The sequence below is a fragment of the Allobosea sp. P2_B12 genome, from assembly GCF_056404835.1.
In genome coordinates this window covers 15201-36243 of the sequence record NZ_JBFUDG010000016.1, presented here as the reverse complement: position 1 = coordinate 36243, position 21043 = coordinate 15201, and the positions used below count along the sequence as shown (strand labels likewise).

Genomic DNA, 21043 nt, shown 5'->3' with positions numbered 1-21043 from the left:
TCTGGTTCCGTGCTCCCGCCGGCACGCGATCGGGTTCATTTTGGACTGGCGGACCGATCAGGGAGGGTGCCTTGAGCTTCGCTTTGGGTTTGAACATTCGCGCCGGCTTCGCAAGCGTCCGCACGCTCACGCGACGCGCTGTCGTTGTAGGCCTGCTGGGGATCGCCGCAGTCTCGCTGGGACTGCCCGCGCAGGCGGCCCCAGATCGCCGCGTCGCTCTGGTGATCGGCAACAGCGCCTATACCTCCGTTCCGCCGCTGGCGAATCCGCAGCGCGATGCGGCGGCGATCTCAGCCTCGCTGAAGCGCCTCGGCTTCGAGGTCGTCGAGGGCTACGACCTGAAGATGGATCAGATGACCGGCATCGTCCGGGAATTCGCCCAGAAGCTCGACGGTTCCAAGGCCGGCGTCGTCTATTACGCCGGCCATGGCATCGCGGTCGGCGACGAGAACTATCTCATCCCGGTCGACGCCTCGCTCAAGTCGGAGGCCGATCTCGACTTCCGCGCTGTCAACGTCCAGCTCATCCTGCGCCAGATGCAGCGCGACGAGCGCGTCAACATCCTCATCCTCGACGCCTGCCGCGACAATCCCTTCACGACGCAGCTCGCCGCCAAGTCCCGCTCCGTGGCGCGCGGCCTGACCGCGATCGAGACCCAGTCCGCCTCGGGCATCCTGATCGCGTTTGCGACCGACCCGCGCTCGACCGCGCTCGACGGCGAGAAGGACGGCAACAGCCCCTTCACCTCGGCGTTGCTGAAGCATATCGAGACCCCCGAGGTGTCGATCACCACCGTGATGGACCGGGTCCGCGCCGACGTTTGGGAATCGACCGGCAAGAAGCAGAAGCCCTGGACCAACTCCTCGATCATCGGCGAGTTCAAGCTGAACCCGACGCTGAAGCTCGCCGCCGTCGATCCGTCGATGACGATCAAGGCGATCGACGGAGCCGTTCAGGTTCCGGCCACCCCCACCCCGGTCAATCTCGACCGCGCCCAGATGGACGTGCGGATGTGGGAGACGGCCGAGCGCGGCAATTCGCCGGGCGACTACAAGGCCTATCTCGAAGCCTTCCCGACCGGCCAGTTCGCCTCCTTCGCCAAGAACCGCCTGGCGCGGCTTGAGCCCGTCGCTGTCGCTGCCCTGCCTGCCGCCGCAGGCGCGGCCGCTGTGGCCGGTGGCGCCGCCATGGCCGCTCTGCCGTCGTCGCGCGACACCGGCCAGGCGATCGCCGACGAGGCGATGAAGACCGAGATCGGCAGTGCCGAGACCGAGAACGCCCTCAAGCTCTCGGCCCAGCAGCGCCGCGAACTGCAGAGGCGGCTCAGCCTCACCGGCTTCAAGCCGGGCAAGCCAAGCGCCAATTTCGGGCCGAGCCAGCGCGCCGCCATCAAGGAGTGGCAGACCACGCGCGGCGTTGCCTCGACCGGCTTCCTGGCGCCGATGCAGGTCAAGGCGCTGCGCGCCCAGAGCGAGCCCGCCTATCAGCGCGCGCTCGCCGAGGAGGCCAGGCCCGCTCCCGCGACCCGCACCCGCACGGTCCGCGAGCCTGTCGAGCCCCGCACGCGCGGCGGTGTCGCCTATGAGCGTGATCCGGTGATCCGTCGCGATCTGGAGCGCGAGCGTGCCGGCAGGGGCAACAGCTCCCAGGATGCGGCCGGCGCGGCCGTGTTCGGCGGCGTCGTCGGCGGCGTCCTTGGCGGCGTCCTCGGCGGTCGCTTCCGCCGCTGACGCCAGCCTCGAAACGCCTCTCGTCACATCATGAGCCGGCCCCGATCGGGGCCGGCTTTTTCGTTTGCCGCAACTGGCTGTTGCCACCGCGCCGCTCGCTCGGCTAGTGCTGTAGCGAGCCGTCCGGCGACATCACTCAGCGGCAAAAGGCGATGCGATGAAGAAGGTTTTTCCTGACGCCAGCGCGGCTCTTGCCGGCGCCATCAAGGACGGCATGACGATCATGGCCGGCGGCTTCGGCCTCTGCGGCATCCCCGATGTGCTGATCGAGGCGGTGCGCGAGAGCGGCGCCAAGGACCTGACCTTCGTTTCCAACAATGCCGGCATCGACGGCGCCGGCCTCGGCATCCTGCTCGAGACCCGCCAGATCAAGAAGATGATCTCGTCTTATGTCGGCGAGAACAAGCTCTTCGCCGAACTCTATCTCAGCGGCCAGCTCGAGCTCGAATTCACCCCGCAGGGCACGCTGGCCGAGCGCATCCGCGCCGGCGGTGCCGGCATCCCGGCCTTCTTCACCAAGACCGGCGTCGGCACGCTGGTCGCCGAGGGCAAGGAGGAGCGCGAGTTCGACGGCGAGCGCTACATCATGGAGCGCGGCATCTTCGCCGACATCTCGCTGGTCCATGCCTGGAAGGGCGATACCGAAGGCAACCTCGTCTACCGGAAGACGGCGCGCAACTTCAATCCGATGATGGCCTCGGCCTCGCGCATGACCATCGCCCAGGTCGAGAACCTGGTCGACGCCGGCGAGATCGACCCCGACCAGATGCACACGCCGGGCATCTTCGTGAAGCGCCTCGTGCACACGCCCCAGAGCGTCAAGCGCATCGAGCAGCGCACCGTCCGCAAGCGCGCGGCTTAAGGAGACATTAGATGCCCTGGACCCGTGAACAGATGGCGGCCCGCGCCGCCAAGGAACTCAAGGACGGCTTCTACGTCAATCTCGGCATCGGCATCCCGACGCTGGTCTCGAACTACATCCCCGACGGCATCTCGGTGCAGCTCCAGTCGGAGAACGGCATGCTCGGCATGGGCCCGTTCCCCTATGAGGGCGACGAGGACCCGGACCTGATCAACGCCGGCAAGCAGACCATCACCGCTTTGCCGACGACGAGCTATTTCTCCTCGGCCGATTCCTTCGGCATGATCCGCGGCGGCCATATCGACCTCTCCATCCTCGGCGCCATGCAGGTCGCCCAGAACGGCGACCTCGCCAACTGGATGATCCCCGGCAAGATGGTGAAAGGCATGGGCGGCGCGATGGATCTCGTCGCCGGCGTCAAGAAGGTCGTCGTGGTGATGGAGCATGTCGCCAAGAACAAGGACGGCACCGAATCGGCCAAGCTGCTCAAGGCCTGCGATCTGCCGCTGACCGGCGCCGCCGTGGTCGACATGGTGATCACCGATCTCGGCGTCTTCTCGATCGACGAGAACGGCGGCGGCATGACCCTGATCGAGCTCGCCGACGGCGTCACCCTCGACGAGATCAGGGGCAAGACGGAAGCCGAGTTCAAGGTCGCGGTCTGACGACAGGGGCGCGGGGAACCCCTCTCCTGTAAGGAGAGGGGCAGTGGTGAGGTGTAGGCCCTTTGACGTCGTGGCCGTGACCTGACCGCTGCAATCCCTCGCCGGACTGGTATTCTGGCCGACCCCTCACCCTGCCCTCTCCCCACGGGAGAGGGTTCCCCGCGCTTCGCTGGTTGAGAATGACGGCAGGCGTCAGCGACCGCTCTCCCAACCCGCGCGCACCAGATCCGGCACCTCGCTCTCGGCTTCAGGCCAGCCGACGCAGAGCCAGGCGATCAGCTTCCACTTCGCCGGCACGCCCAGCGCCTCGCTGACGATCTCCGGCTCGACGATCGAGACCCAGCCGACGCCGACGCCCCTGGTGCGCGCCGCGAGCCAGAACTGCGTGATCGCCGCGACAACCGAATAGTCGAGCATCTCCGGCATCGTCCGGCGGCCCAGCCCATGCCCCTGTGCCGTGCCATGATCGCAGAACACCGCGATCTGCTCGGGCGCCTCGCGCATCCCTTCCAGCTTCAGGCTGGCATAGAGCCGCGCCCGCTCGCCCTCATAGTCCCCCAGCGCATCCGCATTGCAGCGCGCGAAGCTCGCCCGGACCGCCTCGCGTTGAGCCGCATCGGTCACCCGCACCCAGCGCCAGGGCTGCGAATGCCCGACCGAGGGCGAGAGCTCCGCCTGCGCCAGCAGCGCCTCGACCAGCCCATCCGGCAGCGCCGTGCGACGGAAGCGCCGGACATCGCGACGCCAGGCCAGCAGCTCCGCGAACTGCGTGGCGAAGGCCTGATCGAAGATGGGAGGAGGGGACTCGCTCACCCCGCCACCGCGATCGCGTGGAAGAACGAACCTGTGACATGCCCCCGTTGGCTGCCGGCAGGCGCCGGGGCCGAGCCATGCGGATCGGTCACCATGGCGAGCGGCGGGTCCTCGCCCTGCGCGACGATCGTGGCGTAGTGGAATTCATGGCCGGTCAGCCCCGCGCCGGCAGGCCCAAGCGGGCCATCGGCCTGCAGGATCGCCCGGCGATAGCCGAGGTTCATCTTCCGCTTGGCGAAGGAGGTCTCGACCGAGAGCAGGCCCGCCATCGCATGCGAAACGCCATCCGCATCAGTCAGCGCCCGGCCCAGAACCATGTAGCCGCCGCACTCGCCATGCACCGGCCGGCTTTCGGCGAAGGCGCGCAGGCCGCCCATGAAGTGCGCCGCCGCCGCCAGCGTCCCGGCATGGAGTTCGGGATAGCCGCCGGGCAGCCAGCAGGCGTCGCAATCGACAGGCGGCGCCTCATCGGCCAATGGCGAGAACGGCACGAGTTCGGCGCCTGCCGACAGCCAGCCGGCCTCGACATGCGGATAGACGAAGCTGAACGCGGGATCACGGGCGATCGCGATCCGCCGTCCCGGCGCGGGCAGGGGGGCCGCAAGCTCGCCCGCACCCGGCAGATGCGTGGCGCCCGCCGCCGCGACCAGCGCATCGAGATCGACGGCCGCTGCCACGGCATCGGCCAGCGCATCGAGCCTTGCCTGCAGATCGGCGGTCTCGCCGGCCTGCACGAGGCCGAGATGGCGCTCGGGCAGGATCAGGCCGGCCTCGCGCGGCAGGGCGCCGAGCACAGGCAGGCCGATGCGCTCCATGCCCTGCCCGACCAGCCGCCGATGCCGCTCGCTCGCGACCTTGTTGAGGATGGCGCCGGCGATGCGGATGCGCGGGTCGTAGAGCTTGCAGCCGAGCGCGATCGCCGCCGCCGACTGCGCCTGCCCGGAAACATCGATCACCAGCACGACCGGCCAGCCCAGCAGGGCCGCGATGTCGGCGCTCGCCCCCGTATGCCCCTCCGGACCCGGCACGGCATCGAACAGCCCCATCGAGCCCTCGGCGATGACGAGATCGGCGTCGCGCGCGGCCTCCCGCGCGATCTGCCCGAGCAGGGCATCGGGCATGGCGAAGGAATCGAGATTGGCGCTGGGCGCGCCGGTCGCCGCGGCATGGAAAGCGGGGTCGATATAGTCCGGCCCGCATTTCAGCCCGCGCACGACAAGCCCGCGCCGGCTCAGCGCGCGCTGCAGACCCAGCGTGATCGTGGTCTTGCCCGAACCGGAACGCGGCGCGGCGATCAGCAACCCGCGCGCCGTCATACCCCGCCCCCCGGCCGGAAGCGGCGGTCATACCCCGTCGAGTAAAGCGCGCTCTCGCCGAAATCCCCGGTCGCGAGCGCCGGCCCTACCAAAATCAGCGCCGTGCGCTCCAGCCCGGACTCCCGCACCTGCGCGGCGATCGTGGGCAACGTCCCGCGCAGCACCCGCTCGTCGGGCCAGGAGGCGCGGAAGACGATCGCGACCGGGCACTCCGCGCCATAAAACGGCGTCAACTCGGCCACGACCTGGTCGATCACATGGATCGAGAGATGCACAGCCAGCGTCGCCCCCGAGGCGGCGAAGGTCGCCAGCGTCTCCTTCGGTGGCATCGCCGAGGCTCGCCCCGAGGTCCGCGTCAGCACCAGCGATTGCGCGATGCCCGGCAGGGTCAATTCGCGCTTCAACGTAGCAGAGGCGGCCGCGAAGGCCGGCACGCCCGGCGTCACGCTATAGGGAATGCCGAGCGCATCGAGCCGGCGCATCTGCTCGCCGGTCGCGCTCCAGATCGAGAGATCGCCGGAATGCAGCCGGGCGACGTCCTCTCCGGATTCATGGGCCGCCCTCATTTCGGCGATGATCGCGTCGAGATCGAGCGGGGCGGTATCGATGATGCGCGCACCCGCCGGGCACCAGTCGAGCATCGTCTTCGGGATCAGCGAACCGGCATAGAGGCAGACCGGACAGGCGCCGATCAGGTCGCGCCCGCGCAAAGTGATCAGATCGGGCGCCCCCGGCCCGGCGCCGATGAAATGGACGGTCACGATACGCTCCGCGCCAGCGCGCAGGTGACGCGGGCCGTCGCGATGCGCGGCTGCACCAGCGTCCCACCCGGTCCGGCAGCCGCAAGCGCCGCGGCCTCGGCCACCGAGCCGACGCCATAGAGCGAGGCGATCCGGGTCGAGCGCGTCGCGCAGGCGGCCTCGAACCCCTTCAGCGCTTCGTCGGGCACCGCGATGAGCTCGGCATGGCGGCTGGCGGCGGCGGCGTTCAGCCCCGGCTCGCCCATCCGGCTCGACATCGTCGCCAGGCGCGGCGTGTCGGCGCCCGAAAGCCCGGCGATCGCCAGCGCCTCGTCGAGGCAGGCCAGGATGTCGGCTTCGCTGGTGCCGGGACGCAGGCCCAGCCCGGCGACGAGACGGCCGGTCACGGCTTCTCCACCCGCCACTGCGTTACCGGCATGGCCGGGCGCCAGCCATGCATGTTGCCGACAGGCGCGAGCCGGTCGATCGAGATGCGCCGCAGCGAGCCGCCATGCAGCGCATGAAGCGCGACGAGCTTCGCCTCGCCCTCGATCGTCACGACATTGGCGACGAGCCGGCCGCCCGGCTTGAGCGCAGCCCAGGCGCCCTCGAACAGCCCCTCGACCGTCAAGCCACCGCCGATGAAGACCGCGTCCGGCGCCGGCCGTCCTGCAAAGCCCTCCGGCGCAGCGCCGACGACCTCGACCGAGAGCCCGCCGAGCTCGACCTTGTTGCGGGTGATGCGGTGCGCCCGCTCCGGCTTGGCCTCGAAGGCGACGGCCCGGTTGCGGAGATGGCGCTGGCACCACTCGATGCCGACCGAGCCCGATCCGGCGCCGACATCCCAGAGCAACTCGCCGCCGCGCGGCGCGAGCGCGGACAGCGTGATCGCCCGGATTTCCGATTTGGTGATCTGCCCGTCGTGGGCGAACCAGGCCTCGTCCAGCCCCGGCGCCAGCGGCAGGATGCGCGAATCGCGCCCGGCCGCGACATCGACGGCGATCATGTTGAGCGGCACGATGTCGCCGAAGGCGAAGGCGTCGGCGCGGGTCTCGCGCACGCGCTCCTGCGGTCCGCCGAGCGCTTCCATCACGACGATACGGCTGGCGCCGAGGCCCCGCGCGCTCATGAGTTCGGCGACCGCACGCGGCGTCGTCTCGTCCCAGGACAAAGCGAGGATGCGCGCGCCCGGCTGCAGATGCGGCACGATCCGGTAGAGCGTGCGGCCATGCAGCGAGACCAGCGCGCATTCCTCCTGCGGCCAGCGCATCCGCGTGCAGGCCATGGCGAAGGAGGAGAGCTGCGGGATGATCCGCATCTCCTGCGCGGAGATCGCCTTGGTCAGCCCGGCGCCGATGCCGTAATGGAACGGATCGCTGGTCGCGAGCACGCAGACCTTGCGGCCGCGCTCGGCCAGGATCGCGGGCAGGGCGTTGCGGAAGGGCTGCGGCCAGGTCCGCGCCTCGCCGCGCACCGCGCCGATCAGCGCGATATGGCGCTCGCCGCCGAAGACGATCTCGGCCTCGTCGAGCGCCGCCAGCGCCTCGGGCGAGAGCCCGGCGCGGCCATCCTCGCCGAGCCCGACCAGAGCGAGCCAGGGGGAAGGCGCAGCATCGGCCCGGCTCGACAGGCCCAACGTTTCAAGCGTAACTGGTGACATGACCGTGCTCATCCTTGGTGGAACCAGCGAAGCTGCGGCACTCGACCAGCATCTGGCCGAGCAGGCTCCCGATATCCGCGCCATCATCTCGCTTGCGGGACATACAGTCGATCCCCGTCCGTCGAACCTGCCGGTTCGCGTCGGCGGCTTCGGCGGCATCGAGGGTCTCAGGCAGTATCTGCGCGACGAGAACATCATCGCCGTGATCGACGCGACGCATCCCTTCGCCGCGATCATGCCCTTCAACGCCGAGCATGCCTGCAAGGCGGAGGGTGTGCCGCTGCTCGCCATCCGCCGCGAGCCCTGGCATGAACAGCCTGGCGACCGCTGGCAGGAGGTGCGCGACATCGAGGCCGCGGCCGGCGTGCTCGGGCCGCAGCCGCGCCGCGTTTTCCTGACGATCGGCCGGCTCGATCTGCCGGCCTTCGCCGATGCGCCGCAGCATCATTATCTCGTCCGCGCCATCGAGCCGATCGGCGACCGCCTGCCGGTGCCCCATGTCACGGTGATCCAGCAGCGCGGACCCTTCCATGCCGATGACGAGGAGGATCTGATGCGCCGCGAAGGCATCGACATCCTGGTCAGCAAGAATTCCGGCGGCGACGCCACGGCCGGCAAGCTCGTCGCGGCGCGCCGCCTCGGCCTGCCCGTGGTGATGGTGGCGCGCCCGCCCAAGCCCGATGTCGAGACCGTCGCCCATGTCCATCAGGTCCTGCCCTGGCTGGTGGCGGAAGGGCTCTTCGTCACCGAGCGCGGCGTATAAACCCAAGGCCGCTCGCCCGGACGCGCGATCAGCCGCGTGCTCGATGCGCCGATCGTCACCAGCGTCGCCATGTCGGCGGATTCAGCCGCCTGGACCGCCTCAGCCAGCGTTAGGATGCGCAAGCCCTCATCGGCCCGCCCGACGGCGCGCGCGAAGATCACCGGCGTCTCGGCTGAGCGGATGCGGGCGGCCAGCGCCAGCGCTTCACCGAGCTGCCAGGGCCGCGCCTTCGAGATCGGATTGTACAGGCAGATCACGAAATCTGCCTTCAGCACCGCCTCGAGCCGCGCGGTCACGACATCCCAGGGCTTGAGATTGTCCGACAGCGAAATCGCGCAGAAATCCCCGCCGAGCGGCGCGCCGGCTTTTGCCGCCGAGGCCAGCATCGCGGTTATGCCGGGCTCGACCGTGATCGGCAGCGCGCGCCAGGCGGGATCGCCGGCCTCCAGCGCCTCGAACACGGCGGCCGCCATCGCAAACACGCCGGGGTCGCCGCCCGAGACCACCGCGACGGTCCTGCCCTCCGCAGCCAGCCGCAGCGCATGACCGGCCCGGTCGATCTCGACGCGGTTGTCGGAGGCGTGCTTGGTCTGGCCCTCTCGCGCGGCGATGCGGTCGAGATAGGGGCCGTAGCCGACGAGGTCGCTCGCAGCCTCGATCGCGGCCTGAGCGGCCGGCGTCAGCCAATGGGGCTCTCCGGGTCCCAGGCCGACGACGGTCAGCGACCCGCCGTGCCCACCTGCCGTAGTCTGTGCCTTCTCCCTCTCCGCGCCGTCATCCCGGACAAGCGGCGAAGCCGCGCCGCTCCGGGATCCATCGGAGGCCTCGCGCCCTACGATGGATCCCGGCGCTTCGCTGCGCTCCGGCCGGGATGACGGTGGAGGTTCGGGCGCTTGGGACGGGGAAGGACGCTCGCTCACAGCCGCCGGCCCTCGCCGGGGACCAGCACCATCGAGAAATACGGCGCCTCGTCGTCGCCCTTGTCGCTCAGCTTCGCCACGACCTGCTCCGCCATGGTGGCGCGCTCGACATAGATGGCGCGATGGATCAGACCGGCGGTCTTCAGCGCGCGGCGCACCTTCGGCAGGTTGCGGCCGAGCTTCATGATCACGGCCGCATCGGTGTCGACGAGGCGGCGGGTCAGTTCGGCCTCGGGCAGGGTGCCCGGCAGCACGGTCAGGATGTCGTCGCCCCAGGTGATCGGTGCATTGGCGCGCGTCCAGGCGCCGGCCATGCCCATCACGCCAGGCACCACCTCGGTCGCGAAGCGCGGCGAAAGCCGCCGCCACAGATGCATGAAGGAGCCGTAGAAGAACGGGTCGCCGTCGCAGAGCACGGCGATGGTCCGCCCCGCCTCCATCTCGGCGGCCAGCAGCGCGGCGGATTCATCGTAGAAGGCCGCGATCGGCAGGCTGTAGCCTTCGTCCTCGACAGGAACCTCGATCGTCACCGGGAAGGCGAGTTCGATCTCGCGCGCGGCATCGGGCGCGACGATGGCATCGGCGGTGACGCGGGCATTGCCGCGCCGGCCGCGCTTGCAGAAATGCACCAGCCGGTCGGCACGCAGGATGATGTCGCGGGCGCGGATCGTCATGTAGTCGGGATCGCCAGGCCCAAGGCCGACGCCGAACAGCATCACTTTCGCCGGTTCGATACTCACCGGCTCATTCCTTCTCTTGCGCCAGCGCGTTGACGGCAGCCGCCGCCATCGCCGAGCCGCCGCGCCGGCCATGCACGACAAGGAAGGGCACGCGCCCGTCCTGCGCCAGCGCCAGCTTCGATTCCGCCGCGCCGACGAAGCCGACGGGTATGCCGATCACGGCGGCGGGCAAGGGCGCGCCGGCATCGAGCATCTCCAGCAAACGGAACAGCGCGGTCGGCGCATTGCCGATGACCACCACGGACCCCGCCAGATGCGGCCGCCACAGCTCCATCGCGGCAGCCGAGCGCGTCGTGCCCATCTCGGCGGCGAGAGTGGGCGTGCGGGGATCGTCCAGCGTGCAGAGCACCGGGTTGCGGGCCGGCAGCCGCGAGGGCGTCACGCCATTGGCAACCATCTTGGCATCGCACAGAACAGGCGCGCCGGCCTTCAGCGCGGCCTCGGCGGCGCCTGCGAAATCCGGCGACATCGCCACATCGGCCGGCAGATCGGTCATGCCGCAGGCATGGATCATCCGCACCACGACATGGGCGGCCCGGCCCGAAAAGCGCGACAGATCGGCCTCGGCGCGGATGATCGCGAAGGAGCGCTCATAGATCGCCGCGCCGTCCTGGATGTAGTCGTAACCGCTCTTCAAACCCGTGGTCCCGCAAGCCGGCCCGCCGCAATGAGGCGGGCGTGAATCTCCTGTCCGGGCTGCAATCGCGTCATGATCCCGGAAAGGTCAAGCTCGGCGATGGCGCTGTCCCGCGCTGTCCCGCCGATGACGACGCCATAGCGTCCCTCGCGACCGACCAGCGTCAGGTCCGAAGCACCGGGTTGCGCGCAGGATTTGACGCAGCCCGAGACATGCAGCGTCAGTCCATCGGCCAGCAGCGGCGCAATGGCCCCGGCCAGTTGCGCGGCATCGGCCATGGCCGGGGTTTCGGCCCGCAGGCAGGCGGGAGCGCCGGCGCAGGCCTGCACCGAGAGGCGCGGATCGTCGTCGCCAACGATCAGTCCGAGCGCTTCGGCGAAGGCGAGGAGCGCCACCGCATCGACCTCCGCCATGCCGCGAAAGGCGATCCCGCGCCAGGGCGAGAGGCGGATATCGGCGCAACTGTGTGCTTCGGCGGCGGCCCCGATCCGGTCGAGCGTGACGGCATCGGCGCGGCCGAAGGGCAGGCCGACCAACGCCGCGAAGTCGCCTGCGCCGAGCGCGAACAGTCCGGCGCGTTGGGGCGCGGGGCGCGACGCTGGTGGTGCGGCTGGCGGCAGGTCGCAGAGTGCCGCGAGCACGTCCGGCATCAGGTCGCGCATCCGGCGGATCCCATCGGGCGCGGCCGCTCGCAACGCGGCGAAGCGGGTGAGCAGAGCCATGACGACATCGCCAGACCGCCCGACCGAAATCGGCGCAAACCACAGGCGGTCTGCCAAGCCCAGCGCGACCATCCCGGGCGCGGTTGCCACGAGACGCAGATCGCAGGCGAAACCGTCGAGAGACTGAGCCACGCCGCCGTCGACGACGATACAGAACTTGGCAGGCAGGCCAGCGATCATCCGCGCACGGGCCTCGACCTCTGGCGCAAGCTCACCGGTATCGATCATGTCGCTGGCTGCGCTGGCCAGCGGCGAGACCAGCGTCAGCCGCTGCGGCCCATCGCCGTCATGCTCGTCGACCAGCCGCTCCGCCAGCAGCGTCTCGACCAGCGCCGGATGCGTCTCCGCCGTCACTCCACGCATCTGCATGTTGCCGCGCGCCGAGATCTCGACCAGTCCGTTGCCATGCTTGCCCGCCAGCGCCGCGATGCGCCGGAGCTGTGCCGGCGTCAGCCGCGCCTCCGGCGGATGCAGCCGCACGAGCCAGCCATCGCCTGTTTGCATCGGCCGCAGCGTGCTCGGGCACCAGCCGCGCCGCAGCGAATCGGAGGACGGCGCGCTCATTCCGCGGCCTTCCAGTGAAAGCCGGTCGCAATCTCAGGCGCGGGCAACCCCTCCCCCTCGTGGGGAGGGGGAGGGGGAGGGGTGGGGGGCGAACGACCGAGCGAGCGCTCACCAGGTCGTTCGCCCCCCATCCCCATCCCTTCCCCACCAGGGGGAAGGGAGGAGTTTGCGCCGACCGGCGTGGGGTCATCGGCCTGCGCCAGGAACGCCCCGACCGAATTGCGTCGGCTCGTCCAGAGGCCCCGCCTTGCCACTTCCGCCAGCCGCGACCGGATCGAGGCCGCCGCCGGCGCATTGGCGGCTTCGATCGCGGTCCAGACGGCGGCGTCGGCGCACCAGGCCTGGAACACCGCATCGAACAGCCCGTCCGTGACGGCATCCGTGCTGGCGGCGAAGACGAACAGTGTATCGACTGCTTCCGCCAGTTCGGCCGCGCCGCGCCAGCCATGGGCGAGATGCGATTCGATCCAGCGCGGATGCGTCAGCCGGCCATGGACGATGCGGGCGATGTCCTCCGCGACCGTGCGCGCCCTGGGCACCTCGGGGTTGGAGCTGTCGAGGCTGTAGAGCGCGGGGTTCGCGCCCAGCGCCTGCGCCGCTGCCGCCAGCCCGCCGATGACGTCGGCGGCGCTCGATGCCTCCAGGATGTCGCGCCCGGCGGTGTCGCTGACATGCACGAAGGCATCCGCCGCCCTGATCCGGGCGGCGAAGCCGGCATCGGCGCTGGCCGCCCCCTCCGGCCCGCCATAGGCATGGCTGGAGGCGGCGAGATAGGCCGCACCAAGTTCGTCACGGTTCGCCCAGTCGCCGTCGAGCGCAAGATCTGCCATCGCCGCGCCATAGCGCCCCGGCGCGGCGCCGAAGATGCGCGCGCCCGTCTCGCCGCGCCGGCGTGCGGCGGCGGGCTCGTTGCAGTCCTCGGGCTCGTCGAGGGCGGCGACGGCGCGCGCGGCGGCATCGAGCAGCCCGACCTGTGCCGGAAAGGTGTCGCGGAAGGCGCCCGAGATGCGCACCGTCACGTCGATACGCGGATGGTCGAGCTTCGGCTGCGGCGTGATCGCAAACCCCGTCACGCGCGTTGAGGCCGGGTCCCAGAGGGGTACGACGCCCATCAGCGCCAGTGCATGGGCGATATCCTCGCCGCCTGAACGGAGCGTCGGTGAGGCCCAGAGATCCATCACGATCCGGCGCGGCGCCTCGCCATGGTCCTGCCGGTGGCGCGCCACCACGGCCTGCGCCGCGAGCGCTCCCAGCCGCGCCGCCGCTCGCGTCGGGATCGCGCGCGGATCGAGCGTCGAGAGGTTGCGGCCGGTCGGCAGCACATCGGGCCGGCCACGATGCGGCGAGCCGGCCGGGCCGGGCGGCACGAAGCGTCCGTCCAGAGCCCGCAGCAACCCGTCGCGCTCGGCCCACGCCGAGTCGGGATCGGCCTCGGAGCGTCCGAAGACATGCAGCCCCTCGCGGAAGGGCAGTTCGGCGATGTCGCAAAGATGCGCGTCGAGCCGCGTCAGCGCCTCGCTCATGGACAGGTCGGGTGTGACTCCGCAGGAATGCGCCAGACCGCTCGCCTCGGCCCGGTCGCGGATTTCGGCCGCGACGATGTCGGCGCGGCGCGGATCGAGCACCTGCGCCTGGCTGAACTCCTCGACGAGATCGCGCAGCAGCGCTGTCTCGGCCGCCGCGCCGGTCTGCGCCAGACCGCTCGCCTCGGCCCGGTCGCGGATTTCGGCCGCGACGATGTCGGCGCGGCGCGGATCGAGCACCTGCGCCTGGCTGAACTCCTCGACGAGATCGCGCAGCAGCGCTGTCTCGGCCGCCGCGCCGGTCTGCGCCAGCGGAGGCGGCAGATGGCCAAGCGTGATGGCTGAGAGCCGGCGCTTGGCCGGCGCGGCCTCGCCGGGATCGTCGACGACATAAGGGTAGACCACCGGCAGCCCCTGCGTGACGAGGCGCGGCCAGCAGGCGGCCGACAGCGCCACCGCCTTGCCGGGCAGCCATTCGGTCGTGCCATGGGTGCCGAGATGGATCAGTGCGTCGATGCCGGCCGTCTCGCGCAAGGCGCGGTAGAAGGCGAGGTAAGCATGGCCGGGCGGCGCGTCGGGGTCGTGATATCGCGCCTTGCGGTCCGGCGTCGCATCGCGCGGCGGCTGCAGCGCGATGGTCAGGTGGCCGTTGCGGACCGCGCGGAAACGGAAGGCGCCGTCGACGCAGGCGGTGTCCGAGACCGGGTCGCCATGCGTGGCGAGGAGTGTGTCGCGCGCCTCGGCGGGGATGGTCGCGAGCCAGGCGCGGTAGGCTTCGAGCGGCTGGGCAAGGTCGGCCGGGCCGGTGGTCAGCGCCTGCATCAACCTCCAGCCCTCATCCTGAGCAGCAGGCGAAGCCTCCGTCTCGAAGGATGCGCCAGTGGGCTCCGAGCTTCCTGAAGCATCCTTCGAGACGCCGCTGCGCGGCTCCTCAGGATGAGGGCTGAGGGTGTGAGGACGTGGGCTGAGATCGTACCCCGCCTCCGCCAGCAGCGTCTCGATCGCGCCCACGCTCGCCGGCGTGTCGAGCCCGACCGCGAAACCCGCCCGGCCGCCGCGCGTGGGATAATCCGACATCACCAGCGCCAGCCGGCGGCCCGAAGCGGGCTTGCTCGCGAGCGCGATCCAGCCGCTCGCCAGATCGGCCAGCGCCGCCACGCCCTCGGTGTCGGGCACGAGCCGGCGGGTGGTCAGCCCGGTCGCCGCATCCGGGACGTCAGCCTTGAAGGCGACGGGGATGGTCCCGAGCCGCCCGTCGAATTCCGGCAGAGCGACCTGCATGGCGATGTCGGCGGCCGAGAGCCCGCGCGGCGAGGCCGCCCAGGCCTCGCGCGCGCTGCCGACCGGCATCGCCTGCAGCACCGGGCAATCGGCGGCATCGAGCACGAAATCGGAGCCTTCGCGGGCCGAGAAGGCCGTGGTCGTGACGATCAGCGAAGGCCGCCGTGTCGCGATCAAAGCCGCAAGCTCGGTGGTGACGGCGGGGTCCTTCAGGCTGGTCAAAGCGAGGATCAGCGGCGCATGGCCGCGAGCGGTGAGCGCAGCAGCAAGCGCCTCGCCCATCGCCGTGTCGCCAGCGCTGACCGCCGAGCGGTAGACGAGGATGGGGACGAGCGCTTTGTCGGTAGGCAGTGCGGCCAAGGCCTGGCGCCAGGGGGCAGGCGCAGCGCCGTCGCCCAGCGCGAAGAGTGGTGGGAGGGGCAGAGGTGCAAGCTCGGAGGCGTCGCGCTGGCCCTCATCCGCCTGCCGGCACCTTCTCCCCCGAGGGGAGAAGGGACCAGTGGCGGCCGTTCCTTCCTTCTCCGCTCGAGGGAGAAGGTGGCCCGGCGCAGCCGGGTCGGATGAGGGCAGCGCCGCCTCGAGATATCCTGCCGCCACAGTCAGCAGCCGGCGCATATTCTCCGCCCCGCCACCTGCCTGGAAATAACCCAGCATCGCCTGCGCACAGCCTGCCGGCACCGTCCCGTACTCCGCCAGCCGGCCATCGACCCGGTCGTCGCCCGGCAGCACCGCCAGCGCGATGCCTTGCATCCGGCAAGCATCGCTGAGTTCCTCGATACCGTAGCGCCAGTAATCCAGCCCGCCGAGGCAGCGCACCAGCACGAAGCGGCTCTTCGCCACCGTCTTCTCGATCAGGAAGTCGATCGAGAGCGGGTGCTTCAGACGACGCAGCGAGGCGAGGCGGACGGAGAGCCCGCAACCGGCGGCAGCCGCCGCCAGCGCCGAGAGGTCGCTGTCAGCGAAGGACAGCACCAGCACATCTCCCGGCGGCAGGCCGAGATCGACGGCGTCTTCGCCGTCGTCGAGCCTGATCTCGCTGGTCGGGAGAAGATGCATGTCTTCGCAGACCTGTCCTCGAAAATCGCCGGCCGTCAGGCGCCGGCGAGCGCGGCCTCCACGGCCTTCACGTCGAAGCCCTTGAGCCCGATGACGGTCAGCCGGCCGTCGCGCGCCTCGCCTTCGGCCCAGGCGCGGTCGAAATGATGGCTGACGCGCCGGCCGACACCCTGCAGGACGAGCCGCATCGGCTTGCCGGGAACGCCCGCAAAACCCTTCAGCCGCAGCACGCCGTCGGCTTCGGCCGCCTTGGCCACACGCGCCGAGAGCGCTTCCGGCGAAAGGCCCTCGGGCAGCGCCAGCGCGACCGAATCGAAATCATCATGGTCGTGATCCTCGCCCTCGCCATGATGCGAGGGGCGCGCGGCGAGATCGGCTTCGGCCGCCGCGCCCAATCCGACGATCAGCGCCGGCTCGACCTTGCCATGGCTGGTCTCGACGATCTTGATCGCCTTGGGCAGGTGCTGCGCGATCTCGGCCCTGACCCGGGCCTTGGCCGCCTCGTCGATCAGGTCGCTCTTGTTGAGCAGGATCAGATCGGCGCATAGGATCTGGTCCTCGAACACCTCCTCCAGCGGGTTGTCGTGCTCGACCGAAGCGTCCTGCGCGGCTTGCGCGGCCACCGCCTCGGGATCGTCAGCGAACTGTCCCTCGGCGACGGCTGGCCCATCGACCACGGCGATGACGCCGTCGACCGTGACGCGGGCGCGGATCGCCGGCCAGTTGAAGGCCTTGACCAGCGGCTTGGGCAGGGCGAGCCCCGAGGTCTCGATCAGGATATGCTCGGGCGGGTTCGCGCGGTTCAAAAGCTTTTCCAGCGCCGGCACGAAATCATCTGCCACCGTGCAGCAGATGCAGCCATTGGGCAGTTCGACAACGTCCTCCTCGGTGCAGCCGGAAATGCCGCAGCCCTTGAGGAATTCGCCGTCGAAGCCGAGATCGCCGAATTCGTTGACCAGCACCGCGAGGCGCTTGCCTTGAGCGTTTTCAAGCAGGTGGCGCACCAGCGTCGTCTTTCCGGCGCCGAGGAAGCCGGTGATGATCGTGCAGGGAATCTTGCCGAGCGTGGGGTTCTGCGGGGCGTTCATGATGTCATCCTTGCTGGCGCGCCGGCATCGGCGGCACGCGTGCGACCACGCCCTTGCGGAAGCAAGGGGGGCGCTCTTTCCAGGGAACGATGCCGTTGGCGCTGGCGGCATAGGCTTCAGCCGCGCTGACGATATCGTCGAGATGGGTATCGGTTTCGAGGTCGCCGATCAGGTAGGTCCATTTGCCGTCGGCCGAGAGCGCGATGGTGCAGGGCCGCTTGCAGACGGCCAGGCACTCGGCCGTGACGACCGTGATGCCGTTCGCCGGCCCATTGAGGCGCCGCGTCAGCGCCTCGGCCAGGGCTGCGCCAGGCTGGTCGTAACCCTCCGGCAAATCCTCGCGGACACGCCTGCACACGGTGCAAACATGGATGGTGAGATCGCTGTCCGACATGGTCACGACGCGGCGGCGCGGCGCGTGAACCAGGGCCAGAGCCGGCCGACGGCACAGCCGGTGGCGAGCCAGAGCGCGGCCTGGATGGCGAGCGACAGCGCCGCGAAATGCGCCGCGATCTCGGCCGGCACCTTGCTCTCGGGCGCGGCCGGGTGCGGCGCGCCAAAGATATGCGGTGCCAGGATCGCTACGATGGCGAGGGCGCGCAGCCAAGGCGTCTCCATGCGCAGGAATACGAACAGCCCGCCGGCCGTGACCAATGCGGTGACGATCCACCAGAGCTGTCGCTGTTCGAGCGCCGCCGAGGCGGCGCCGGGCAGTTCGGGGGCCAGCCCCGTCGCCGGCACGAGGCCGAAGGCGAGGAAACCGCAGGCCGCCCAGATCAGGGCGCGGCGCTCGTCGATGGTCTCGTTGGCGGCGATCATGCCGGCCAGCAGCAGCGCGGCGAAGCCGATCGCGGTGGCGATCGTCACGACGCTGGTGAACAGCGTCCGCTGCAGGCCGCCCTGCGGCTTCCACTCGGCGTGGTCGCCATGCGCCTCGGTGCCGTGGGCCAGCAGAATCCTGGCTTCGCCGAAAACCCTGGCCTCACCGGAGAAGGCAGCCTGTGACGGCGCGACAGCGCGCAAAGCCGCCTCATAGGTTTCCGCCTTGAGGATCAGCGGCGTGGTGGTGACATGCTGGAGCGCGGCGACGATGAGCCCAGCCAGAAGCCCGGCCAGAAGACTGACCGCGAGAACACGATTGATCATGTTGGCTTTCCCTCAGTGGCAGGGAAAGGCGAGGCCGTGGCGCGTGTCGTGCGCCGCGTTGTGCACGCTGGCCGAGGCCGCGAAGCCGACCGTGTAGACCAGCACGCTGCCGAGCAGGAGCGCCGCAGCGACCGCCTTGACGCGTTCTGAAACGCTGGCCTGCTGCGTGGAAACCGTAACCGTGTTCATCACTGTTCTCCTGGCCGCCCCGCCGGCGGCCTGTTGGAAATGCGGATCGGACGACGGCAGGTCTCCTGGCTCGCGGGTCTAGGCATCCTGCGCCGCCTTCCCGGGATCGCTCCCAGTGGCCGATGGCGCAGAACTCGCCGCTTACAGTTGCGGGGGCAGCCGCGGTATCGCACCGCGTTCCCTTTTCACCTCCTTGCGGAGGCACCGTCGGCTGAGATCATTAGCCATGTGGGCGGTGCTGTGCAATGCAGTTGCCTCGCTTCAACCCGAGCCCTCATCCTGAGGAGCCGCGAAGCGGCGTCTCGAAGGATGTTCCAGTGCGCTCTGGAGCATCCTTCGAGACGCGGACTTGCGTCCGCTCCTCAGGATGAGGGCTCGTTTCTTCGCGGGCCAGCGTGACCGACCAGATCCCCCATCTCACCCTCGTCCTCGGCGGCGCCCGCTCGGGCAAGAGTCGCCATGCCGAGGCGCTGATCGAGGCTTTGCCGCCGCCCTGGGCCTATATCGCGACGGCGCAGGCCTGGGACGACGAGATGGCCGCGCGCATTGCCGAGCACCGGGCGCGGCGCTCCGGCGACTGGATCACGCTCGACGCTGCCCTCGACCTGCCCGACGCGATTCGCGGGCTTCCGGCCGGGCGGCCGGTGCTGGTCGATTGTCTGACGCTCTGGCTGACCAATCTCATGCTCGCCGAGCACGATACGGCTGCGGCGGGCGCGGCCCTGATCGAGGCCTGCGCCCAGGCCTCCGCCCCGGTCGTGCTGGTCTCCAACGAGGTCGGGCTCGGCATCGTGCCCGACAATGCGCTGGCGCGGCGCTTCCGCGACGAGGCCGGCCGGCTGCATCAGGCGGTTGCGGCTCGCGCCGGCCGCGTGGTCTTCATGGTCGCCGGACTGCCGATGCAGGTGAAGTGAGAGACTGAATATGACCGCAGAAACCGACGAAGCCGCCCGCCACAAGGCCAAGATGGAGAAGCGCAAGGCGGTGCAGGATGCCGAGGTCGCCGCCAAGACGGTCGAGAAGGGTCTGCTCATCGTCAACAGCGGTCCCGGCAAGGGCAAGTCGACGGCCGCTTTCGGTCTCGCGCTGCGCGCGCTCGGCCATGGCTGGCGCATCGGGGTGGTGCAGTTCATCAAGGGCGCCTGGGAAACCGGCGAGCGCAAGGCGCTGGAGGCTTTCGGCGACCAGGTCTCGTGGCACACCATGGGCGAGGGCTTCACCTGGGAGACGCAGGACAAGGCCCGCGACATCGCCGCCGCGACCCGCGCCTTCGACAAGGCCAAGGAATTGATGGCGGATGAGACGATCCGCCTGATCGTGCTCGACGAACTCAACATCGCCTTGCGCTACGATTACCTGCCGCTGGCCGAGGTCGTCGCGACGCTGACCGCGCGCCGCAGCGACCTCCACATCATCGTCACCGGCCGCAACGCCAAGCCTGAGCTGATCGAAGCCGCCGACCTCGTGACGGAGATGACGCTGGTGAAGCACCATTTCGCCGCAGGGGTGAAGGCGCAGGAGGGGATTGAGTTCTAGGCGAAGCACGTCATTCTCGGGCTTGATCCGAGAATCTCAGCCCGGAACGGGCGCCAAAGCCTCTCTCGGCACGAGATGCTCGGGTCAAGCCCGAGCATGACGGCTAGACGAGCGCAGCCGCCCCGCCCACCGCCGCCACCCCCCACAACAGCCCGCAAGCCCGCCGGTACAGCCGCAGCGCCCGCCTGACGTCTGCGGCGGTCGCCTCGGCGCGGCCGTCGCCCATCCAGCCATCGTCCACCACGACCTCGCCATAGATGCGCGGTCCCGCCAGCCGTAATCCCAGTGCGCCGGCCATCGCGGCTTCCGGCCAACCCGCATTCGGCGAGCGGTGATGGCGCGCATCGCGGCGGACTGACCTCCACGCCCCGGCCGCATCGGCCTCGCGGTCGAGCGCGGCGGCTGCAATCAGCAGCAGGGCGGTGAGCCGCGAGGCCGGCAGGTTGACGAGGTCGTCGAGCCGCGCCGAAGCCCAGCCGAAGGTGAGATGGCGCGGTGTCTTGTGCCCGATCATCGAATCGGCGGTGTTGATCGCCTTGTAGAGCGCGATGCCCGGCAGCCCGGCGACGCCGAGCCAGAAGGCGGGCGCGACCACGCCGTCGGAGAAATTCTCCGACAGGCTCTCGATCGCGGCGCGCGACACTCCGGCCTCGTCGAGACTGTCGGGATTGCGCCCGACGATCATCGACACGGCCTTTCGGCCCTCCACGAGGCCGCCGCGCTCCAGCCCGTCGGCGACGGCAGCGACATGCTCGTGCAGGCTGCGCTGCGCCAGCAGGGTCGAGGCAAAGAGCGCGAGCGGCAGCAGGCCGGCGGGTCCGAGCGGCCGGCAGAGCCATGTCAAACCGAGCGCGACAGCAAGCGTCACCGCCAGAAGGATAAGAAGCGCCGCGATCCCCGCCGCCTTGCGGGCAGCAAACCCTGCATCCTCCCGGTTCAGCCAACGGTCGAGCCGCGCGATCAGCGCGCCGAGCCAGGTGACGGGATGGCCGATCAGCGCATACAAGCGCTCCGGATAGCCGAGCGCCGCTTCGACGAGGAGCGCCGCGAGCAGCAGAAGCAGGGTCTCGGCGGGGTTCATGCGACAGGACG

The 21043-nt window shown here is 70.0% G+C and carries 21 protein-coding genes and 1 riboswitch; of the genes, 6 read left to right on the top strand and 15 right to left on the bottom strand.

Features of this window, described 5'->3' with window-relative positions; translation table 11 throughout:
* Positions 1 to 71 precede the first annotated feature (71 nt).
* The 3 genes from AC1DYU_RS24555 to AC1DYU_RS24545 all read left to right on the top strand — a co-directional run bounded on the left by AC1DYU_RS24555 (position 72) and on the right by AC1DYU_RS24545 (position 3257).
* Positions 72 to 1730, top strand: a complete 1659-nt coding sequence (locus AC1DYU_RS24555; RefSeq protein ID WP_476793911.1) for a caspase family protein — start codon at positions 72 to 74, stop codon at positions 1728 to 1730.
* Between the two features lie 157 nt (positions 1731 to 1887).
* Positions 1888 to 2592 carry a CoA transferase subunit A gene (locus AC1DYU_RS24550; RefSeq protein WP_476793910.1) on the top strand — a complete coding sequence of 235 codons (705 nt, stop codon included), beginning with the start codon at positions 1888 to 1890 and terminating at the stop codon, positions 2590 to 2592.
* Between the two features lie 11 nt (positions 2593 to 2603).
* Complete coding sequence (locus AC1DYU_RS24545; protein WP_158485332.1) at positions 2604 to 3257, top strand: 3-oxoacid CoA-transferase subunit B; 654 nt, start codon at positions 2604 to 2606, stop codon at positions 3255 to 3257.
* Positions 3258 to 3449: 192 nt separating this feature from the next.
* Here AC1DYU_RS24545 and bluB read toward each other — a convergent pair whose 3' ends face one another.
* From bluB to cbiE, 5 genes are read right to left on the bottom strand one after another with little or no spacing between them, the layout of a single operon-like run.
* Positions 3450 to 4070 carry a 5,6-dimethylbenzimidazole synthase gene (gene bluB / locus AC1DYU_RS24540; protein WP_476793909.1) on the bottom strand — a complete coding sequence of 207 codons (621 nt, stop codon included), beginning with the start codon at positions 4068 to 4070 and terminating at the stop codon, positions 3450 to 3452.
* Complete coding sequence (locus AC1DYU_RS24535) at positions 4067 to 5386, bottom strand: cobyrinate a,c-diamide synthase (protein WP_476793908.1); 1320 nt, start codon at positions 5384 to 5386, stop codon at positions 4067 to 4069. The genes bluB and AC1DYU_RS24535 overlap by 4 nt, the downstream gene beginning before the upstream one ends.
* Positions 5383 to 6147: a precorrin-4 C(11)-methyltransferase gene (gene cobM, locus AC1DYU_RS24530; RefSeq protein WP_476793907.1), complete on the bottom strand. Its 765-nt coding sequence runs from the start codon at positions 6145 to 6147 to the stop codon at positions 5383 to 5385. Before cobM ends, AC1DYU_RS24535 begins: the two co-directional genes overlap by 4 nt.
* Positions 6144 to 6533 carry a cobalamin biosynthesis protein gene (locus AC1DYU_RS24525; RefSeq protein ID WP_476793906.1) on the bottom strand — a complete coding sequence of 130 codons (390 nt, stop codon included), beginning with the start codon at positions 6531 to 6533 and terminating at the stop codon, positions 6144 to 6146. The genes cobM and AC1DYU_RS24525 overlap by 4 nt, the downstream gene beginning before the upstream one ends.
* The gene (gene cbiE / locus AC1DYU_RS24520; protein WP_476793905.1) at positions 6530 to 7786 is read right to left on the bottom strand and encodes a precorrin-6y C5,15-methyltransferase (decarboxylating) subunit CbiE; all 1257 of its coding nucleotides are present in this window, start codon (positions 7784 to 7786) and stop codon (positions 6530 to 6532) included. The genes AC1DYU_RS24525 and cbiE overlap by 4 nt, the downstream gene beginning before the upstream one ends.
* Between cbiE and AC1DYU_RS24515 the strand changes: the two genes are divergently transcribed.
* Complete coding sequence (locus AC1DYU_RS24515; protein ID WP_476793904.1) at positions 7785 to 8549, top strand: cobalt-precorrin-6A reductase; 765 nt, start codon at positions 7785 to 7787, stop codon at positions 8547 to 8549. The two genes, cbiE and AC1DYU_RS24515, sit on opposite strands and share 2 nt — an antisense overlap.
* Here the strand turns inward: AC1DYU_RS24515 and cobJ are convergent.
* From cobJ to AC1DYU_RS24470, 9 genes are all read right to left on the bottom strand, one after another.
* On the bottom strand, positions 8492 to 9271 hold the full coding sequence (gene cobJ, locus AC1DYU_RS24510; protein ID WP_476793958.1) for a precorrin-3B C(17)-methyltransferase: 780 nt from the start codon (positions 9269 to 9271) through the stop codon (positions 8492 to 8494). The genes AC1DYU_RS24515 and cobJ overlap by 58 nt on opposite strands.
* Before the next feature lie 194 nt (positions 9272 to 9465).
* On the bottom strand, positions 9466 to 10185 hold the full coding sequence (locus AC1DYU_RS24505) for a precorrin-2 C(20)-methyltransferase (RefSeq protein WP_158485358.1): 720 nt from the start codon (positions 10183 to 10185) through the stop codon (positions 9466 to 9468).
* A gap of 28 nt (positions 10186 to 10213) precedes the next feature.
* A complete protein-coding gene (locus tag AC1DYU_RS24500; RefSeq protein ID WP_158485324.1) occupies positions 10214 to 10846 on the bottom strand; it encodes a precorrin-8X methylmutase in 633 nt (210 codons plus the stop codon).
* Positions 10843 to 12132 carry a precorrin-3B synthase gene (cobG, locus tag AC1DYU_RS24495; RefSeq protein ID WP_476793903.1) on the bottom strand — a complete coding sequence of 430 codons (1290 nt, stop codon included), beginning with the start codon at positions 12130 to 12132 and terminating at the stop codon, positions 10843 to 10845. The genes AC1DYU_RS24500 and cobG overlap by 4 nt, the downstream gene beginning before the upstream one ends.
* Positions 12129 to 15992 carry a cobaltochelatase subunit CobN gene (locus AC1DYU_RS24490; RefSeq protein ID WP_476793902.1) on the bottom strand — a complete coding sequence of 1288 codons (3864 nt, stop codon included), beginning with the start codon at positions 15990 to 15992 and terminating at the stop codon, positions 12129 to 12131. The genes cobG and AC1DYU_RS24490 overlap by 4 nt, the downstream gene beginning before the upstream one ends.
* A 35-nt stretch (positions 15993 to 16027) precedes the next feature.
* Complete coding sequence (cobW, locus tag AC1DYU_RS24485) at positions 16028 to 17080, bottom strand: cobalamin biosynthesis protein CobW (RefSeq protein WP_476793901.1); 1053 nt, start codon at positions 17078 to 17080, stop codon at positions 16028 to 16030.
* Between the two features lie 4 nt (positions 17081 to 17084).
* Positions 17085 to 17474, bottom strand: a complete 390-nt coding sequence (locus AC1DYU_RS24480; protein ID WP_476793900.1) for a DUF1636 family protein — start codon at positions 17472 to 17474, stop codon at positions 17085 to 17087.
* A 2-nt stretch (positions 17475 to 17476) separates the two neighbouring features.
* Positions 17477 to 18226: a CbtA family protein gene (locus AC1DYU_RS24475; protein WP_476793899.1), complete on the bottom strand. Its 750-nt coding sequence runs from the start codon at positions 18224 to 18226 to the stop codon at positions 17477 to 17479.
* Positions 18227 to 18238: 12 nt separating this feature from the next.
* The gene (locus AC1DYU_RS24470) at positions 18239 to 18415 is read right to left on the bottom strand and encodes a CbtB domain-containing protein (RefSeq protein WP_158485318.1); all 177 of its coding nucleotides are present in this window, start codon (positions 18413 to 18415) and stop codon (positions 18239 to 18241) included.
* Positions 18416 to 18453: 38 nt separating this feature from the next.
* A riboswitch (cobalamin riboswitch) is annotated at positions 18454 to 18639 on the bottom strand.
* Between the two features lie 171 nt (positions 18640 to 18810).
* Between AC1DYU_RS24470 and cobU the strand changes: the two genes are divergently transcribed.
* Entirely contained in the window at positions 18811 to 19329 is a 519-nt protein-coding gene (gene cobU, locus AC1DYU_RS24465) for a bifunctional adenosylcobinamide kinase/adenosylcobinamide-phosphate guanylyltransferase (protein ID WP_476793898.1), read from the top strand.
* Between the two features lie 10 nt (positions 19330 to 19339).
* Positions 19340 to 19951 (top strand): cob(I)yrinic acid a,c-diamide adenosyltransferase, encoded by a 612-nt coding sequence (gene cobO / locus AC1DYU_RS24460; RefSeq protein WP_476793897.1) that lies wholly within the window; start codon positions 19340 to 19342, stop codon positions 19949 to 19951.
* Positions 19952 to 20054: 103 nt separating this feature from the next.
* Here cobO and cbiB read toward each other — a convergent pair whose 3' ends face one another.
* Positions 20055 to 21032 carry an adenosylcobinamide-phosphate synthase CbiB gene (cbiB, locus tag AC1DYU_RS24455; RefSeq protein ID WP_476793896.1) on the bottom strand — a complete coding sequence of 326 codons (978 nt, stop codon included), beginning with the start codon at positions 21030 to 21032 and terminating at the stop codon, positions 20055 to 20057.
* Positions 21033 to 21043: the final 11 nt, after the last annotated feature.

Bases quoted from the DNA above. Each gene is read 5' to 3' on its own strand.
- AC1DYU_RS24550 (WP_476793910.1), top strand. From the start codon at position 1,888: ATGAAGAAGGTTTTTCCTGACGCCAGCGCGGCTCTTGCCGGCGCCATC.
- AC1DYU_RS24545 (WP_158485332.1), top strand. From the start codon at position 2,604: ATGCCCTGGACCCGTGAACAGATGGCGGCCCGCGCCGCCAAGGAACTC.
- AC1DYU_RS24535 (WP_476793908.1), bottom strand. From the start codon at position 5,386: ATGACGGCGCGCGGGTTGCTGATCGCCGCGCCGCGTTCCGGTTCGGGC.
- AC1DYU_RS24515 (WP_476793904.1), top strand. From the start codon at position 7,785: ATGACCGTGCTCATCCTTGGTGGAACCAGCGAAGCTGCGGCACTCGAC.
- cbiE (WP_476793905.1), bottom strand. From the start codon at position 7,786: ATGTCACCAGTTACGCTTGAAACGTTGGGCCTGTCGAGCCGGGCCGAT.
- AC1DYU_RS24505 (WP_158485358.1), bottom strand. From the start codon at position 10,185: ATGCTGTTCGGCGTCGGCCTTGGGCCTGGCGATCCCGACTACATGACG.
- cobG (WP_476793903.1), bottom strand. From the start codon at position 12,132: ATGAGCGCGCCGTCCTCCGATTCGCTGCGGCGCGGCTGGTGCCCGAGC.
- AC1DYU_RS24490 (WP_476793902.1), bottom strand. From the start codon at position 15,992: ATGCATCTTCTCCCGACCAGCGAGATCAGGCTCGACGACGGCGAAGAC.
- cobW (WP_476793901.1), bottom strand. From the start codon at position 17,080: ATGAACGCCCCGCAGAACCCCACGCTCGGCAAGATTCCCTGCACGATC.
- AC1DYU_RS24480 (WP_476793900.1), bottom strand. From the start codon at position 17,474: ATGTCGGACAGCGATCTCACCATCCATGTTTGCACCGTGTGCAGGCGT.
- AC1DYU_RS24475 (WP_476793899.1), bottom strand. From the start codon at position 18,226: ATGATCAATCGTGTTCTCGCGGTCAGTCTTCTGGCCGGGCTTCTGGCT.
- AC1DYU_RS24470 (WP_158485318.1), bottom strand. From the start codon at position 18,415: ATGAACACGGTTACGGTTTCCACGCAGCAGGCCAGCGTTTCAGAACGC.
- cobO (WP_476793897.1), top strand. From the start codon at position 19,340: ATGACCGCAGAAACCGACGAAGCCGCCCGCCACAAGGCCAAGATGGAG.
- cbiB (WP_476793896.1), bottom strand. From the start codon at position 21,032: ATGAACCCCGCCGAGACCCTGCTTCTGCTGCTCGCGGCGCTCCTCGTC.